We start from the raw sequence: 17,330 nt of genomic DNA, 5'->3' as shown, positions 1-17,330 counted from the left end.
TGGAAATGAGAACGTAAAAAATCCTCCGCAAGTATGATTTGCAGAGGATTCTATGCACGTTGTTTTTCTTGTAAGATAAGGTTATGTGTTGGTTGTTGATTTGCTATCTTAACTTTTCGCAAACTATATACCCAGAGCACAATCATAAAAGGGATCAACAAAAATAACCAATCACTTGTAATAGTTTTTAAAATGTAGTTATACGTGCCATGCAGTAAAAATGGGACAACCAAAGCGAACATCATGTTTCGTTTTCGGTGTTGTTGATTCAGTTTTGCTTTGCCAAAGTAATATCCCATACTAACAGCGAATAAGGCATGGGATGAAACAGGAAACAATGCCCTGGAAAAAGCGTAACCGATCCCATTTGTCAACAAGTATAATAAGTTTTCAACCGTTGCAAAACCAAGGCTTATGGCAACAGCGTATACGATTCCATCATAATGAGCATCAAATTCAGTATGATGATAGATCACATATATGAAAATAAACCATTTGAAAAATTCTTCTATTAAACCACCCAAAATAAAGGAATTGATGACTGGACTTGTCACGATTCCCTCAGCCTGAAACGCGTATTGCAGGAACATAATTGGGAATACAAGTAACGCTCCATAGGTGAAAATCCGTATGATTAATCCTAAAGGTTCTGTAAAACGATCTTTTAAATAAAAGAAAGCCATTAAAGCAAAAGCAGGCGCTATACCGGCGGAAAGTATCGCAAACATTACGAAAGACCTCTTTCCAATTATAATAGTTTTATCGTATCATTAAGTAGCATGAAAGAAAATAGCAAATTCACCAGGTGGTTAGGCAGCTTACAATTAACAAACAGACAGAGGACGTGATGTAGTTGAAAAATATTTTAATCATCCATACAGGTGGAACCATCTCCATGCTGGAAAATAAAGAAACAGGTGAAGTCACCACAACAAACAAACATCCATTATCAAACATAGCGTACCATTTCAAATCCTATGCCAATGTAGATGAAAATATTGCATTTAAACTTCCTTCTCCACAAATTACGCCAAAACATATGCTGGAACTAGCAACAATCATTGATCAAAAGAGTGCTGTATATGACGGAATTGTTGTTACACATGGTACAGACACATTGGAAGAAACAGCTTATTTTCTCGATCAAGTTGTTCAGACAGATAAACCCGTTATTTTGACTGGTGCGATGCGTTCGAGTAATGAGATAGGATCTGATGCACTGTATAACTTAATTAGTTCATTAAGGGTTGCGGTGGAGAATGCTGCTTCCCAAAAAGGTGTGCTCGTTGTCATGAATGATGAGATTCATACCGCGGCAAATGTAACAAAGACATCGACGAGTAATGTTGCAACGTTCCAGAGTCCACAGTACGGTCCGATCGGAATTATAACAAAGGATGCCATTATTTTTCATCATACCATAATTGCTAGACACACGTATCCAATTAACAACGTGACAAAAAATGTGTTTTTACTAAAAGCCTTTGCGGGAATGGACGGGCAATTAATCGAAGCTGTGCAGCAAACCGAACCGGATGGACTTGTTATTGAAGGACTTGGCCAAGGAAATTTACCTAAAGACACCATTACACCTATTCAAGCATTGATAAAGCAGCAAATCCCAGTCATTCTTGTTTCCAGGTGTTATCAAGGTATTGTCCAACCAACATATGGTTATGATGGTGGTGGCAAGCAGTTAAAAGAAATGGGTGTTATCTTAGCTAATGGCCTTACTGGACCTAAGGCACGCATAAAGTTATTAATTGCCTTAGAGCAACAGCAACATGATCATGATACGTTGACGAATATATTTGCAGAATAAAGTACTGTTGTATGGAAAAAGCTCTTTTCGTAATGTTTGTTGCTTTTAAATTTCGTAGTTGATATAGAATGCGACGTAACTAAGAAGTCCCGCCAGAGTCTCGTTCGGATTGATCCACTCAGCACATATTAGAATGAGAGAAAGATTCACAAAATGAATTATCACTATGTCGCAGTTTATATCTATTAAGAAACAAGCAACAATCTTAGAAAACAGCTTATGAAAAAGGATGGGTGGTTACAATTGGTAACCTGTCCATCCTTTTATTGTTAGCCTTATTATCATTTATTTATAATCGAATTAGCTATTATTTCACCATGATACCTGCCATTTTCAATAAAAATCTCATTGTTATTATAGCCAGCAGCTACTACACCTGCCACATAAATTCCTGGTATATTCGTTTCCATTGTGTCTGGATCAAATTGTGGTTTTCCATTTGTTTCATTTACCGTGATGCCACTATTTTTCAAAAGTTGGTGATCTGGTTTATAACCGGTCATAGCAAATACATAGTCACTGTCAACTTTTTTCGTTTCCCCATCCACCATATAATAAACAGCATCCTCTGTAATTTCTGTAATGTGTGCATTAAAATCCATATGGACGATGTCTTTGCGGACTAACGAATCAAATTCTGGTAAAATCCACGGTTTTATACTTTTTGAATACGTACCACCACGATATAAAACAGTTACGCGAGCACCAGCCTTATGCAACTCCAATGTTGCGTCAACAGCAGAGTTTTTTCCACCGATCACAACTACATCCTTATTGAAATAGGGGTGTGCTTCTTTAAAATAATGCCTAACTTTTTCTAGGTTTTCGCCAGGGATATTCATTGTATTCGGTTGATCATAATAGCCAGTTGCAATAACCACGTGATTTGCTTGATAGGATCGTGTCTCTCCATTATCTTTTTCTGTTGTTACATCAAAACCATTTGTCGATTTTTTAATATCAATGACTTTTTCAAACGCATTTATTCGTATATTTTCCCGCTCGGCAACAGCACGGTAATAGGTTAATGCCTGAACTCGAACTGGTTTTTGTTTTTCGGTAACAAACAGATTACCGCCTATTTCTAATCTATCGCTTGAACTGAAAAATGTTTGGTGGGTTGGGAACTGATAAATGGTATTCACTACATTCTCTTTTTCTATAATTAACGGAGTAATACCACGGTTTTGCAATTCAATGGCACACGACAGACCACATGGACCCCCACCGATAATAATCGTATCTTCCTTCTGCATCGTACGCACTTCCTTTTCTTTACTTCTAGCCAAATTCTTTTTCACATACAAAGAAAAAACTCCTATCTAACTATACATGATAAGAGTTTTTCCGTCATTTATTCAGTTTGAGAATATACGATTTAAGAATTAAACCCAGCCACGGAATCTTGCCGCTTCGGCCATTTTGCGTACACCAATCATATATGCAGCTAAGCGCATATCAACGCGTCTAGTTTGTGCAGTGTCATAAATCGCGTTAAATGATTTAACCATAATGTTTTGCAGTTTTTCTTCAATTTCTTCTTCAGGCCAGTAATATCCTTGATTATTTTGCACCCATTCGAAATAAGAAACGGTTACACCGCCTGCAGATGAAAGTACATCGGGAACAAGCAAGATACCGCGTTCCGTTAATATTTTTGTTGCTTCAAGTGTTGTCGGACCGTTTGCAGCCTCAACGACAATACTTGCTTTAATGTTATTAGCATTTTGTTCCGTAATTTGATTTTCCACTGCAGCAGGTACTAGAATGTCACAATCTAATTCAAGTAACTCTTCATTTGTTATGGTATTATTGAATAGTTTTGTAACGGTACCAAAGCTATCTCTTCTGTCTAATAAATAATCAATATCAAGTCCGTTTGGATCATGAAGCGCACCGTAAGCGTCAGAAATACCGACTACTTTAGCGCCTGCATCATGTAAGAATTTAGATAAAAAGCTTCCAGCGTTTCCGAAGCCTTGGACAACTACCCTTGCCCCTTTTACATCAATTCCTTTTTTCTTTGCTGCTTCATTAATAACAATTGTAACACCTTTTGCAGTTGCAGATTCTCTCCCGTGCGAACCACCAAGCACGATCGGTTTACCAGTAATAAATCCTGGACTATTAAATTCATCAATACGACTGTATTCATCCATCATCCATGCCATGATTTGTGAATTTGTAAATACATCTGGTGCAGGAATGTCTTTGTTTGGACCAACAATTTGACTAATTGCACGAACATACCCACGACTCAAGCCTTCCAATTCACGGAATGACATTTCACGTGGATCACAAATAATTCCGCCTTTACCCCCACCGTAAGGCAAATCAACGATACCAGCTTTTAAACTCATCCAGATGGATAATGCTTTGACTTCTGTTTCGGTTACATCCGGATGGAATCGAACGCCACCTTTAGTTGGACCGACTGCATCGTTATGTTGAGCACGATAACCTGTGAAAATTTTGATGGAACCATCATCCATTCTGACAGGGATTCTTACAGTCATCATGCGAATCGGGTCTTTTAATAATTCAAATACTTCATCAGGGTAACCCAATTTATCCAACGCATTTTTTACAACAGTACGTGTTGAACTTAATACATCCATTTTTTGATTACTTTTTTCTTTGGTAGAATCTGCTGCTTTATCGGCTACCATGAATTTACCTCCTAGAATATCCATAAATATTTTATATAATAGCTGTACTCAGAGATTAGTATACACCTTCATCATAAATATGCAATAAAATAAAGCCATTTTATCTATTTATTTTAACCGCCAATGAAAGCGATTTCCTTAGACCCTGTTTTTAGAAGGTTTTGGGTGTTGCAAATGACCTATTTTATACTTTTTCTACCTCAACTATTTCAGGTGAATAGAGTGACAGCTACGTATAATTTGGATCATTCATATTTATTTCCCCTAAACGCACCAGGCCAATCATAACCGGATCAATAAAACGTGTCAATAATTGTTTTTACTGCATTTGTTCCCATGATAATTTTGCCATATTCCATTAATCTTGTTGAGGTGATAATGCTTGGCGATGAAAACTCGGACATGATCGCAATAACATGCTCTCGATTGTTTTTATTTAAATCGACATCTTCCAGTAGCATATAATAACGTTCATTCATATGATAAATTTGGCCACCAGTAATGGATTGTGCTAATAAGTAAGAAGATACTTGTATAATATCCTCGAATTCATCAAAAGAAAAAATCAATTCTTTGCTTTCATCCAAGGTAACTTTCATTTCAATAAAATCCTCATCCCAGTTTATATTTTCTATTTTTTGTGTAACAATCACATGCATACCCTGTGCTTGCATCAAATGAACTTGTACAAGCAGCATTCCTTCTAACTCAAACCCTAATTCACTACTTGCTTCATACATCATATCGCTAAACAAATTTCTGACTCCAGTAACATCTTCCCATAAATCATCTTTTGTAAAACCACGTTCAACTAAATCATCAAACGTTAAGAATATGGTAAATTGACTATCGGATACCCGTTCAATACGCATGTAGCATCCTCCTTTACTTAGCAATATAGTCTAATTTAGATCCTAAATTTTTGTGCTCTTACTATACTATATGCATAGGGAGCAATTGTTGAACTATTTGAAAAGGATCATTTTGCTTGTTTTTTCAAAGTTAGTACGTGACATTCAGCGTTTGTGCCTAAGCGAAATGGCAATCTGGTATAGCCATAACCTTCACTAACAAGAACATTGGAATGATGATGTTTGTGAAAACTACCCCTCTGATACGGCCCAAATCCAGCTATGCGAATTTGCCCTCCATGGGTATGTCCGGCTAATACGAGGTTGGCTTTCCGCTGTTCTTCTGCTTCTAAGTCATAAAACGTGCGTGGTGCATGAGTTGCTAATATGTAGAAATCTCCTTTTGCATGTTCCATCGCAAGGTCCATCCGTGCTTCTCGGTAATAACTACAATCCAAGCCTAAAATGCTCAGCATATCCCCGTTTTCGGCTGTTATGTCAGTGTGAGTGTTCGCTAAAATGATTACGCCTTCTTCTGATAACAGTTTAGCAATAGAAGGATAATCTGCCTCATAATCATTATTTCCCCATACAAAATAAATCGGTGCATTCCAGCGTTTTAACTTTTTAATGTTGGTTTTTGTTCGCTCAAGTGGGACACCCTTTTCCGTAAGATCTCCACCGATAATCACAATATCCATTTTTTCTGTTATGGATTCTAGTGTAGCATCGCGGATTATTCGTCGATGAATATCTGATATGAAAAAGATCCGGAAGTTGTCAAACCCGATTGGTTGTACAGTGTCATGAATCGTTTGATAATTGATTGTATCATGATGTGCTTGATAAACCATATACATAATGAAAACCAATAGTAACAGGATAACTAAAAAAAGCAAATATATCATCTATCCGCATCCTTTCCATTTGTATCCGATCATATCATATTTTAAGTGGTTCAGATAACGTGAAGATTCATAAGAAATAACAAAAAAACAGCATATCAATCGGTATGGTGTTTTTCCTTGATATGCATTTTTCGTTTATCTGAAGAGTTAAAAACAGGAAGGGTCAGAAAAAGCTACTGCTCGACTAACCAGACACAAGAAAAGGACAAGACGTTTGGAGGATATCTTATAACAGCAAAAAGAAAAGTGTCAAAAAAAGTCAAGAAATTGTCCCCTCAACCCGAGGGGACTAAAAAAACGAAATTGAGTTTTCTCAAGTCTTTCATAATAAAACGTAACAATTACACTTTCAATTTCACAATTTAAAGAAGTTGTAAACAAGTGTAAATATAAACAGCATACGAGGTGATCATTGCAAAGGCAATTTTGCTTTAATAATGTCCAAGTGTTCCCATCTTCCTTGCATGATTACTGGCCAATCGAAATGTAAATAGACCAATACCCATCCAAATCAACAAGTTGCAAATTCCATACCAAAATAAAGATCCGTTCTCAAAAAGTGTAGAACCTTCAATTACCATCTGCTTTAGTAAACCTACAATCGGTGCAAAAGGGATAAACATGAAAATTGTTCCCCAAGCACCATCAAAGTCTGTAAATGGGGTCATAATTACAAACAAAAGACCAAATTGCAACATGTTAAGAAATTGATCTATTCGTTTGAAAACGATTGTTATACTAGCAACTAAATATCCAATTCCGACAGCAACTCCAATAGCCATTAACAATGGGATCACATCTATCACTGAAAAACTTAAATAATTACCAGTCAGCACCATAATACAGATAAGAGCAATAATGATAAAGAAAATAATATAAAAAAGATTAGCTATATTCCGCAAAAGTAATACTAGTGTAGCGCCTAAAGGACTAAGAAAAATTTGTTCCAAGGTACCGTTTTGAGATTCCTCCGATATGTGAAACCCCATATCCCCAATGGCATCCAAAACCAAAACCCACAGGATATAACTAATGATCACAGCACTAAGCCGATCCCCCAGTATATCGCCACCAGTAACATATTTCCCTCCCAAAAATAAACCATAAAAAATTACTACAACCAAAAATACTTGGCTTATAAACTCAGTTGGATAACGCTTGAACTCAATAAAGTTTCGATGGAATTCAGCAATAAAAGCCGTTAAAATCATTCTAATCATTATTTATCTTCTTCAGCTCCTTGTATCATAAGTTCATCATTGTTTGTATAGTATCGAAAAGCTGTTGCCAAATCGGTGCTATCTTTTTGAAAACGTACAATTGGGTAAGGTTCAAGCACGCGAATAATATCATAAGGAGTTTGTAACCCATACAATAAAACCTTAAATGATGCTGGATTTATATATTCCGGATTATATGGTTCCAATAAACGCTTTAATTTATCGGATATTGGCTCTTCAGATTCAAATATGTACGTTCGATCATTAAAATGTTCCAGTACATCTTTTGTCTTTCCTCGTTTGATTATCTTACCCCTATTAATAATAACCACATGATCAGATAATCGCTCTGCTACCTCCATTTGATGTGTTGTTAACAAAATCCCGACATTATGTCTACTCGAAAGGTCTTTTATTAAAGCTTGAATGCGATCTGATGCATTAAGATCCAATCCCAATGTAGGTTCATCTAATAATAGTAATGGTGGTGAATGGATGAGAGCAGTACATATGGCGACCTGCTGTTGCATGCCTCTGCTTAATTGTTGGACAGTAGTATTAAGCTTATCTTCCAAACCAAAATAGCACATTAATTCTCGTCCTCTCTCCAAGGCTTTAGACCGTGGTACTCCCTTAATCCCTGCCCAATATTCAAAGTTTTCTAACGGCGTAAGACGCCAATATAAATTTCTGTTACCTTCTAACACAGCTCCAAAATAGTTGAGTGCGCTACTACGTTTTCTAATTATACTATTCCCATTAATTAAAACATCTCCGCCGCTAGGATCTATTAATCCAGCAATCATTTTTATTGTTGTAGTTTTCCCTGCACCATTTGGCCCTAAAAACGCAGTGATATCACCCGCCGATAGCTCCAAATTTATTGAACGCACCACTTTAAAAATATTATTTCTTTTCGTCTTAAAGCCCTTTTCCAATTTATCCACTTCAAGCAGCATAGACTACCTCCGAAATTATTTATTCTATTTATCAGTTATTTATATATGGAATTCCTTTATAATGTACAATAAATTCACCTTTTTGTAAATATTTTAACTTATTAAGTTTAACAATATAGGGATCAGAATCTTGTCATTATACGAACCTTTCTAGATCAGGATTTATTAGGGGGGGTTGTGTTTTTACTTGAGAATGTTGAACCATTGAAAAGAATCCTTTAATGCACAGTAAAAAAGTGCCGCATTGTATACTAACGGGTTCTCTTTAGAGGTGCAAACAAGAGAAAAACATCTCAAATCACAGAAAAATTTACAACAAAAACATCAGGGCAATTTACAGTAGTATTAACTTCTAATATTTGTTGGTGATAGAAAATTTATTGGGAGATTTCTGGTTCTGCTACAAATGGCCGCTCCAGAAAAACACTGCGCTTTCCGTGGGCGGCTGATGAGCCTCCTCGTGCTGTCGCACTGCGGGGTCTCACCTAGGCCTCTTCTCCCACAGGAGTCTCCGTGTTTTTCTTCCGCTGGATAGCAATCAGGGACAACAATTTTAAGTTAGATAATCTTAACTAGCGTAGGCAGAATACGTAGACTCCTGCGGGAACAGCACGTGTCCGAAGACCCCGCAGAGTGATTTTCTCGAGGAGGCTGAGGCCGTGCCCGCGGAAAGCGAAGTATTCTGCCGAAGCGGTTTTCCAGCACTAAATTAAGCGAGGATGTGAGAGTCAACAATATAAAGTTTATGTCATCCACAATCGGAACCGAGCCTTTTTGATTTCCACTTGTAAAATAACTGGTAGTTTATCAAATAAAATAGCAGAGTGAGAATATCTATTCCCACTCTGCTAAAGTTATTGCTATTTATCATGCTATTTTAACCAACAAATAGCCAAATGCATTGATATAACTACAAAAATAAGGGTGCGATACTGTATGTGATTTTGCACCCCATTTATATTGTTATTTGTTGTTTTGCAACCTTAAAGAGAACCCGTTAATTGTATACGCGGCACTTTTTTATTCTTCTAAAGCTTAAATTGATTTAATTCCTTATCCAGTTCATCGATCATGTCTTCAAGCTGGCTTACTTGTTGATGAACTTGCTGGAATGAGCGCTGCTGTTCTTCAACAGATGCGGCAATTTCTTCTGTACCTGCAGCTGTTTCCTCTGTTACAGCACTAATATTTTGGATAGATGATACAATTGTTGAACTCATATCACTTGAATCCTTCAAATCTCCTGTTAACTGCTGAAGCTGATTCGATATTCCGTTAACATTATCCTTTATAGTTGAAAAGGATACAACTGTCTGTTCCATCGATTGGGATTGTTCCTCTGATAGTACAGTTGTTTGTTCGGTAACGTCTTCAATTGTTTTGATTCCCGCTTGGATATTTTGTACCATCTTAAAAATTTGGCTTGTTGCTTTTGCTGACTCATCTGCCAATTTTCGAACTTCTTGGGCAACAACCGCAAACCCTTTTCCTTGCTCACCAGCACGGGCAGCTTCAATGGCGGCATTTAATGCTAACAGATTGGTCTGATCAGCAATGTCGTTCACAAGTTTAGCCGTATCCTCAATTTCTGTTGTATAGGTAACAAAGGATTTTACGGAAGTTTCGATTGATTTTGTTGAGTCAATACTTTTTTCCATAATGGACCGCTGTTTCTTTATCGATTCCTGTCCTTTTTCTACCGATGTTAGTGTTTCTTTACTCTTCTGTCTTGATAATTCACTCGTTTGCAAATTCGCCTCAACGTTTTCATTCATTTTATCCATATGATAAGCCGCATCTTGAATTTCCTCAGAGATGGACTGACTTCCTTGTGACAATTCATCGGTTGATGTTGCAACTTGACTAGAACTTTCTGTTAACTGTTGCATATTATTGGTTAATTTACTACTGAAATTTTGTACTTCCGTGCCAATTTTTTCAACCGATTGTATGGTTGTTTTTAGATTGGTAATCATCTGTTTAAACGCATTTGCCAATTGACCGATCTCGTTTTTCTCTTTTTCATTAACGGCAATATCAACCGTCAAATCACCATCTGCAACCTTGTTTGCGTATTCCGCCAAATGCTGGATTGGTCGTGCTGTTTTGGTTGTTAATCGGATAATCGCAAAAATGGAGACGATAATCAATACAATACTTGCAATGATTGTGACCGTAATGATACTCCCAATTTGTTTTCCTCTATCCGAAACGGTCTGATCATACCACTGATTGGAACTTCTTTGCAGCATATAAACATCATTTAAAACGCCGGAAGTTTTGGCAGCCTGCCGTTTGATCTCATTTGTATCTGTATCAGCAAGGGCTGTTTTAACAACAGGTTGTAGTGCTTCATATTTTGTCTGTACGCGTTGATACCATTGTTGATGTTCGGAAGTTTTTAGTTCGCCCTTTAATTCATCTAGCACATCTTTAATTGTTGTTAACTGTGTCGTAATTTCAGCTTTTGTCCCTGCTGATGGATTGTATGCATAATTACTTAATGCTTGTTGAACGGAAATAAATTCACTGTTTAATCCCTTTACTTCTAATAAAAGCTGAACGTCATTTTTAGATTCGTTTTGTAAACTATTCATTTGCATGATAATCATTGCAATCAAAGCCAAACTAAGAAGTAAAGGAATTAAGGACAGTATAAACAGTCGTTTTTTAATAGACATACACTCACTCCTCTACTTCAGTTGCTTGATCGATAATGGCTTGTTCTTCATCCGTCAATTTAATTAAGCGGATCGGTGCCAAGCCCACACCATTTTCTTTTAAGCCAAATGTTAGGTTTTCCCCATTTAACGTTTTACCATCGACTATCTTCTTAATGATGTCATATAACGCGACATCGACATTTTTAAGCATCGAGGTGACAACTGTTTTTTCAGCTAAGAAAAATTGGTCACTATCAACACCAAATGTATAAATGCCTTCTTCTTGTCCTGTTTTTAAGACACCGGTTCCTGTAAAACCAGCAGATGGGAAAATATAATCAGCACCTGCTTCAATTTGTTTCTGAGCAAGCTCTGCACCCTTTTGATCATCATTAAACGTGTTCGCATAGTCAACTAAAACTTTTGCGTCTTTGTTGACTTCTTTGACACCTTTTTTAAAACCTTTTTCAAAGTTTTGAATGACCGGTGCATTTTCACCACCAATAAATCCGACAGTATCTGATTTTGTTTTCATTCCTGCGATTAACCCAATCAGATACCCACCCTCATTTTCTTTAAATGTGATGGAGGTTACATTCTTTTTGTCTGAAACTGCATCAACTAGGATAAATTGCTGTTCAGGATATTTTTCCGCCAGTTCATCTACAGCTGGTGCAGCGTTAAAGCCGAGCCCGATTACAACATCGTGTCCTGCTTTGATAAGTTCCTCTAATTTTTCTTTGAAATCATTTTCTAATGGCTCTCGGTAATCAAACACGATTCCGAGTTCATCACGAGCTTTCTCTAATCCCTGAAATGCCGAATCACTGAATGATCCGTCTCCAAGCCCACCATCGGAAACAAGTAATCCAACACTTGTTACATCATTTGTTTCCTGGTTTGCGGTGCCTGCCGAACAAGCGCATAAGAAAACTAGCGCTACTAAAAATAGACGCCTCAATTCGATTCTCCTTTCTATGTTGTCTAATGTCAGACGTTTATTTCTTCCATTACCTTATATCGGTACATTTATTTAAAATCTGTAATAAACGATTAAATTCGTAATTTTTAGATCTTTGTATTTAAATTTATCCTGTGAGGCGATTTCATCATTGCAGTTTATTAAGGTTGTTTCTTATAGATTGTTGTTTTTGACACAATAGAAATAAAATGCGACGTAACTGCTGGGCTCTTTTCTATAGGTACGTGCATTTCACGCCGTCCGGGATCGCTTCGGGTGGATGCTTTCCGCGGGCACGGCCTCAGCCTCCTCGAGAAAACCACTCTGCGGGGTCTTCGGACACGTGCTGTTCCCGCAGGAGTCACCACCCTCCACTCACCCGGACTAGTGAAGTGGTAGGAATATTTATAGACACTTACAACTACGGCTAATGGTAGTAAATGTAATACCAGTGGAGAATATTCTGTATCCTGGTGTTTAAGATACTCCCACTACATCATTCCTAAATAGGTGTTTAAGAAATCCTAAGAAATCAGAAGCATTTTGAAGATATTCGAACTTTATAGAGGGAGGAAATACGTGTAGACTCCAGTCGCCCGCGGAAAGCGAAGTGTATTTCCGGAACGGCGGGAGAGCAATTTTCTAGTTGCGTCGCAGTTTCTATCAACTACGAAGCTAGAAAACAACCAAATTTACGGAAAGAGCTTCATTAATGACTATTTATAGTTGTTATTTAGCTCGCGGGTAGCTCTGAGCATTTGTTAAGTGGGGTTCTTTTATATAATAACAGCAATCTTTTATGAGCCAGGCAGTCTATATAAAAAACCACCTAACAACAGTGACCTGTCACTAGGTGGTTAAACGTTTATTCGGTAGGTAAGTGTAGAAGTTCATCTCCCCATACATAATAGAGTCCGACAAGGATACCGAGAACAATAATGATGACCAACACCAACCTGATGAATGGACGACTTATTTTCATATGTGCTCGCCCATTATCTTTCGTATGCACTTCTTTTCTTGGTGGTAAATTGAGAATATCAACTCCCCAGTCGACTTGCTCCGAATCTTCCGTAGACTCTTCTGCACTAGAATGATTATCGAACGAGGTGTTTGCTTGCCCTTCCTGAACTTCATTAACTAATTTTCTCAATTCTGTTGCCTGGTCTTCACGTTCTTTCGTCTGGTTCTCCATTAGCTAGCACCTCATTTTTGAAACCGGATAATTAATCCCAATAAAAAGTCAACAATAAAATGGGCTGTTATCGTTGTAAACAAATTTCCTGTTAGTTCAAACATATACCCGATATAAAAACTGACAAACAAGACCGAAACCAGCAATACTGGCTTCGTTATATAGCGAATATGGACGAGTGCGAATATGGAACTCGCTAGAATAAAACCAAAAGTTGTTTGCAACACGCCGCGAAACAACAACTCTTCTGAAACAGCTACAAGTAAAACAATCAGAAAGATACTCCCAATGGAACGATTCTGGAAAATTTTATTATTAATACCACCATCATCGTAATAACGCTTAGGAAAAATATACATAAGCAATAGATCACATAAAACGATGACCAATCCAGGAATAACCCCATACCAAACAACTTCTCGCATATCTAGTTGGAAATAGTCAAGCCATTGTGCCACGTGGTCAAAAAAGAATAGACTTAACACAAAACTAAGGATAAACAAAAGCATCTGGGACAAGATCAATTGTTTTCCCAACTCTTTGTCAGACATTTGTTGAATGATGTCACGTTGTCTAGCCATTGTGATCTCCTACAATCAATAAACGATGTAATTTCTCCTGCCACGTCGCCTCTTGTTCGATAGAAGGCTCCTGTTGTGGTGCCCACGCCGAAAATGAAAACCCGCAGTTACTGCAGCATGCGTGTTTTGGTTTCGTATAAGAATCTTGAAAGCCTTTATATAACTGTTCTCGTAAGCACCCTTGTTCATGTATCCAATCAATCATTTCCATTAGTTTTCTTTCTTTTATCGTTGTCCGTTCCTCGATAAAATACTGGATTCTCACAAAAGCCTGTTGCCAATTTTCATTATCATAAATGATTCTATTTTCTACTATCATACCATGTTTTTCGAATTGATAGTGTAAAAATCGCCATTGAATTTCACTTAGCTCAAAATCACGTGCTACCTCTTCCATATTAGCCGAAAGTAAATCCCCAGCATGGTAGCACTGCATCAACCTTTCAAACACAGTTGACAATTGCTCTACCGATGGAAGCTCTTTCTTAATTAAGTTATCAGGAATAAATCGATCTGTTTGTGAATAAAGGAGTAATCCAACACTTAACTCCCCATCCCTTCCTGCCCTACCAACTTCTTGGATATAGGATTCAATCTGTGATGGAAAATGGTAATGGATCACTAAACGAATGTTGCTTTTATCGATTCCCATTCCAAAGGCACTTGTACAACAGATAATATCTAATTGATCATTCATAAATTGCTGCTGAATGGCAACGCGATCGGTTTGCTCCATCCCACCATGATAAAAGGCAACCCGTTGATCCGGAAGTTTTAATCGCAATATACTTGCTATTGTTTCTGCTGACTGCCTACTAGAGAAATAGATAATTGTTGGAATTTTATATTGTTGGAACAGTTTTAACAATACATCCATTTTTTCTTGGTTGTCATTTACTTCTTGTATTGCAAAAATAATATTCTCTCTATCCATCGGAAAAATTCGCTTTACCATGTTTGGTCGCTCGAGAAATTTTACAATATCTTGTTGCACGTCTTTTGTCGCTGTGGCACTTAAGGCCATAATGGTTGGATTGTGTAACACTTCAATAATGTTACTAAGCTTTAAATAGTCTGGTCGAAACTCATGCCCCCATTGTGAAATACAATGTGCCTCATCAATCACAAATAAACGAACATGGATTCCTCTTAAACGATCTAGCAGGTCTTGCTGTTGCAATAATTCTGGTGAGACATAGATTAAATCATAGGACTGTAATTGACGGTATACCTGTCTTCGTTCATTCGGATGCATAAAACTATTCAATGCGACAACCGATTTGAATTTCATCGCTTTTAATTGTTTTACTTGGTCAATCATCAGCGATATTAACGGTGAAACGACAATCGTGGTCCCTTTTAAAAGTTTTGCCGGAAGCTGATAGCATAATGATTTTCCAGAACCTGTAGGCAAGATACCTAGAACATCATTTCCTTCCATGACTTCCTGGATAATTTCTTTTTGACCAGATCGGAACGCTGCATAGCCAAAATGATCATATAACGTTTGTTCCAATGTATCCTGTTGTTGGTTTATCATACAACTCACCTTTATTTGATTGATAGATTTTTAACAGTGGCTAATACGAGACGGATTTGAAAGTAGCTGATTTCGTCTGGTAATACTTGTTTTAATTGTTTTAAAGAAAATGAATTTATCTGCTTCATGGCATCAACAATTTGCGTATATTGTTCATTTGTAATAAACGGTGTTACCGGAAATGCCGGATTACATAGCGCAATTTCAACAATATGGTCATAAATGGTATTAACCTTTAACCGGCGTCGATCAGCAATTGCTTCCACAGAATAGTGACGCTTTAGCATCTGATATGTTCGATTGGCTGAATCCGTAATAAATGTCTGTTCTGTCGTATTATCGATCATGGCAAATAAGGTTGGAAATTCATGTTGATCGTGTTGAACGATGCTTACCATCCGATTCATGATTCTTGTCCACAACAATGGTACATCGGTAACTGGAATTTGATAGTAGTCTGCTAATTGCTGCCTGCTTTTTCCATAGTTTTTAAAGCCTGTTAGCCGATCAACAAATAGGCCAGCCTCTATTGTTTGGCATGTACTTAATATTCTATGTAACTCGTTATAAAGCGCATGTAAAAGTACTGCTTCATCCTTCTTATTATTTCGATAAAATTGTTTTACCCAGGCTTGAACGGACATTTTATCTACAACGGGAATAAACGAAAAGTTGCCCTTGCTGCTATTTGTTAGCGTTTGAATGAATAACAGCAGTCGATCTGAAAAAGTATCTGCCAATGCATGATAGTGCATACCATGAAAGTGTTCGAATGATAGTTTTCCTGCATGCTCTTTTAACCACCATTCCCCTTGTTCAGTGAGTTTGAAACCAGATGCTTCATCAATGGATAAAAGTGCTTTTTGTTCCAGTTGATGAATGATTGCATCAAACGTTTTTTTATGTAAGAATTTACCGATCCCATAAAAAGGTTGGATGTCATATAAATGGGCATCCTGAACCGTTTGAATGGATCTTTTTCCTGTTAACAAATGATAAATAGCTGAGGTGGTCCTTTTCGTTTTGATGTGTTCTGCACACGTTAGAATAACACCTTCCAGTAACATTATGTAACACCTCTAATTAATTATTTGTCCGCTTTTTGACATATATATGGGGAATTCTCCTTGAAACGAGTGAACGGTTATTGAAAAGTATCGGAAACAGTTTTACAATAAATGAGAACTTGTTTATCATGTTGGGAGATATGCTGTATGCCAAAGTATACAATTGTAGATAAAGAAACTTGCATAGCGTGTGGGGCCTGTGGAGTTGCTGCACCTGATATATATGATTACGATGATGAAGGCCTATCCTATGTCATCCTAGACGACAATAAAGGAACTGCTGAAGTCCCAGAAGTGTTAGAAGAGGATATGTTCGATGCACGTGACGGATGTCCGACGGATTCGATTAAAATTGCGGATAACTCATTTGATGGTGATCCTTTAAAATATGACGATGAAATGTAATACGACAGGCTGGTTTCTCCTATTTGGTCGAAATCAGCCTATTTATGTGCAGCGATCTTTACCACATCCAATACGTTTTTACCCAATGTAAATTGAATGATTTCGCTACCTGAAAAAAGTGCGCACAATGCGACAATCGTCGTCCAATTTGCACAAGTTCGCTTCTTTTCAATTTGTACAAGTGTTTTCTTAGAAATGCCTAAAACAGCTGCCATCCGGTCCTGCGTATAATCATTCTCCACACGGATTAATTTGATTTTAGCAGAAAGGGAGTGTATGATCGATTTCTGATCCATTGTAGACACCATTCCTATTACAGTTTCCATACCTTCCTATCTATCATAATTCGCTCTATTAGAAAAGTCAAAGCCAAAAAATTAAAAGTGTTTTGCGAGGAAATCTATGCTTAGGTATTTTTTCAAAAACAACAATCTTTTTAATAACGACCAAATTAAAGTACCATCCCTAACATAGGAATGGTACTTTGGT

16 protein-coding genes are annotated in these 17,330 nt (G+C 37.3%); 2 read left to right on the top strand and 14 right to left on the bottom strand.

The features are described from left to right. Window positions 1-50 precede the first annotated feature (50 nt). A complete protein-coding gene (prsW, locus tag C8270_RS13800) occupies window positions 51-728 on the bottom strand; it encodes a glutamic-type intramembrane protease PrsW (protein ID WP_106497387.1) in 678 nt (225 codons plus the stop codon). A 125-nt stretch (window positions 729-853) separates the two neighbouring features. Here prsW and C8270_RS13795 point away from each other — a divergent pair, with 125 nt between their 5' ends. Continuing rightward, window positions 854-1,822 (top strand): asparaginase, encoded by a 969-nt coding sequence (locus tag C8270_RS13795; RefSeq protein WP_106497386.1) that lies wholly within the window; start codon window positions 854-856, stop codon window positions 1,820-1,822. A 281-nt stretch (window positions 1,823-2,103) separates the two neighbouring features. Here the strand turns inward: C8270_RS13795 and C8270_RS13790 are convergent, their stop codons facing one another. From C8270_RS13790 to C8270_RS13735, 12 genes are all read right to left on the bottom strand, one after another. Continuing rightward, window positions 2,104-3,078 (bottom strand): YpdA family putative bacillithiol disulfide reductase, encoded by a 975-nt coding sequence (locus C8270_RS13790; protein WP_106498544.1) that lies wholly within the window; start codon window positions 3,076-3,078, stop codon window positions 2,104-2,106. A gap of 129 nt (window positions 3,079-3,207) precedes the next feature. Beyond that, window positions 3,208-4,491: a Glu/Leu/Phe/Val family dehydrogenase gene (locus tag C8270_RS13785; RefSeq protein ID WP_106497385.1), complete on the bottom strand. Its 1,284-nt coding sequence runs from the start codon at window positions 4,489-4,491 to the stop codon at window positions 3,208-3,210. Between the two features lie 293 nt (window positions 4,492-4,784). Then, a complete protein-coding gene (locus C8270_RS13780; RefSeq protein ID WP_106497384.1) occupies window positions 4,785-5,363 on the bottom strand; it encodes a genetic competence negative regulator in 579 nt (192 codons plus the stop codon). Window positions 5,364-5,470: 107 nt separating this feature from the next. Continuing rightward, window positions 5,471-6,250 carry a metallophosphoesterase gene (locus tag C8270_RS13775; RefSeq protein WP_106497383.1) on the bottom strand — a complete coding sequence of 260 codons (780 nt, stop codon included), beginning with the start codon at window positions 6,248-6,250 and terminating at the stop codon, window positions 5,471-5,473. Window positions 6,251-6,681: 431 nt separating this feature from the next. Continuing rightward, a complete protein-coding gene (locus C8270_RS13770) occupies window positions 6,682-7,470 on the bottom strand; it encodes an ABC transporter (RefSeq protein ID WP_106497382.1) in 789 nt (262 codons plus the stop codon). Further along, a complete protein-coding gene (locus tag C8270_RS13765; RefSeq protein ID WP_106497381.1) occupies window positions 7,470-8,429 on the bottom strand; it encodes an ABC transporter ATP-binding protein in 960 nt (319 codons plus the stop codon). The genes C8270_RS13770 and C8270_RS13765 overlap by 1 nt, the downstream gene beginning before the upstream one ends. A gap of 1,028 nt (window positions 8,430-9,457) precedes the next feature. Continuing rightward, window positions 9,458-11,110 carry a methyl-accepting chemotaxis protein gene (locus C8270_RS13760; RefSeq protein ID WP_106497380.1) on the bottom strand — a complete coding sequence of 551 codons (1,653 nt, stop codon included), beginning with the start codon at window positions 11,108-11,110 and terminating at the stop codon, window positions 9,458-9,460. A gap of 4 nt (window positions 11,111-11,114) precedes the next feature. Next, complete coding sequence (locus C8270_RS13755) at window positions 11,115-12,053, bottom strand: BMP family lipoprotein (RefSeq protein ID WP_106497379.1); 939 nt, start codon at window positions 12,051-12,053, stop codon at window positions 11,115-11,117. A gap of 865 nt (window positions 12,054-12,918) precedes the next feature. Then, window positions 12,919-13,248 carry a hypothetical protein gene (locus tag C8270_RS13750; protein WP_106497378.1) on the bottom strand — a complete coding sequence of 110 codons (330 nt, stop codon included), beginning with the start codon at window positions 13,246-13,248 and terminating at the stop codon, window positions 12,919-12,921. 11 nt (window positions 13,249-13,259) lie between these two features. Then, window positions 13,260-13,829: a CPBP family intramembrane glutamic endopeptidase gene (locus tag C8270_RS13745; RefSeq protein WP_106497377.1), complete on the bottom strand. Its 570-nt coding sequence runs from the start codon at window positions 13,827-13,829 to the stop codon at window positions 13,260-13,262. Beyond that, window positions 13,822-15,369 (bottom strand): RecQ family ATP-dependent DNA helicase, encoded by a 1,548-nt coding sequence (locus C8270_RS13740; protein ID WP_106497376.1) that lies wholly within the window; start codon window positions 15,367-15,369, stop codon window positions 13,822-13,824. The genes C8270_RS13745 and C8270_RS13740 overlap by 8 nt, the downstream gene beginning before the upstream one ends. An 11-nt stretch (window positions 15,370-15,380) precedes the next feature. Then, entirely contained in the window at window positions 15,381-16,436 is a 1,056-nt protein-coding gene (locus C8270_RS13735; RefSeq protein WP_106497375.1) for a helix-turn-helix domain-containing protein, read from the bottom strand. A gap of 147 nt (window positions 16,437-16,583) precedes the next feature. Here C8270_RS13735 and C8270_RS13730 point away from each other — a divergent pair, with 147 nt between their 5' ends. Then, entirely contained in the window at window positions 16,584-16,841 is a 258-nt protein-coding gene (locus C8270_RS13730; protein WP_106497374.1) for a ferredoxin, read from the top strand. Between the two features lie 38 nt (window positions 16,842-16,879). On the opposite strand, the gene C8270_RS13725 is transcribed toward C8270_RS13730, so the two are convergent. After that, the gene (locus tag C8270_RS13725) at window positions 16,880-17,167 is read right to left on the bottom strand and encodes a helix-turn-helix transcriptional regulator (protein WP_442785807.1); all 288 of its coding nucleotides are present in this window, start codon (window positions 17,165-17,167) and stop codon (window positions 16,880-16,882) included. Window positions 17,168-17,330: the final 163 nt, after the last annotated feature.

This window comes from Lentibacillus sp. Marseille-P4043 (genome assembly GCF_900258515.1).
Lineage (GTDB): Bacteria > Bacillota > Bacilli > Bacillales > Amphibacillaceae > Lentibacillus_C.
This window is presented reverse-complemented; position numbering and strand designations above follow the sequence as displayed.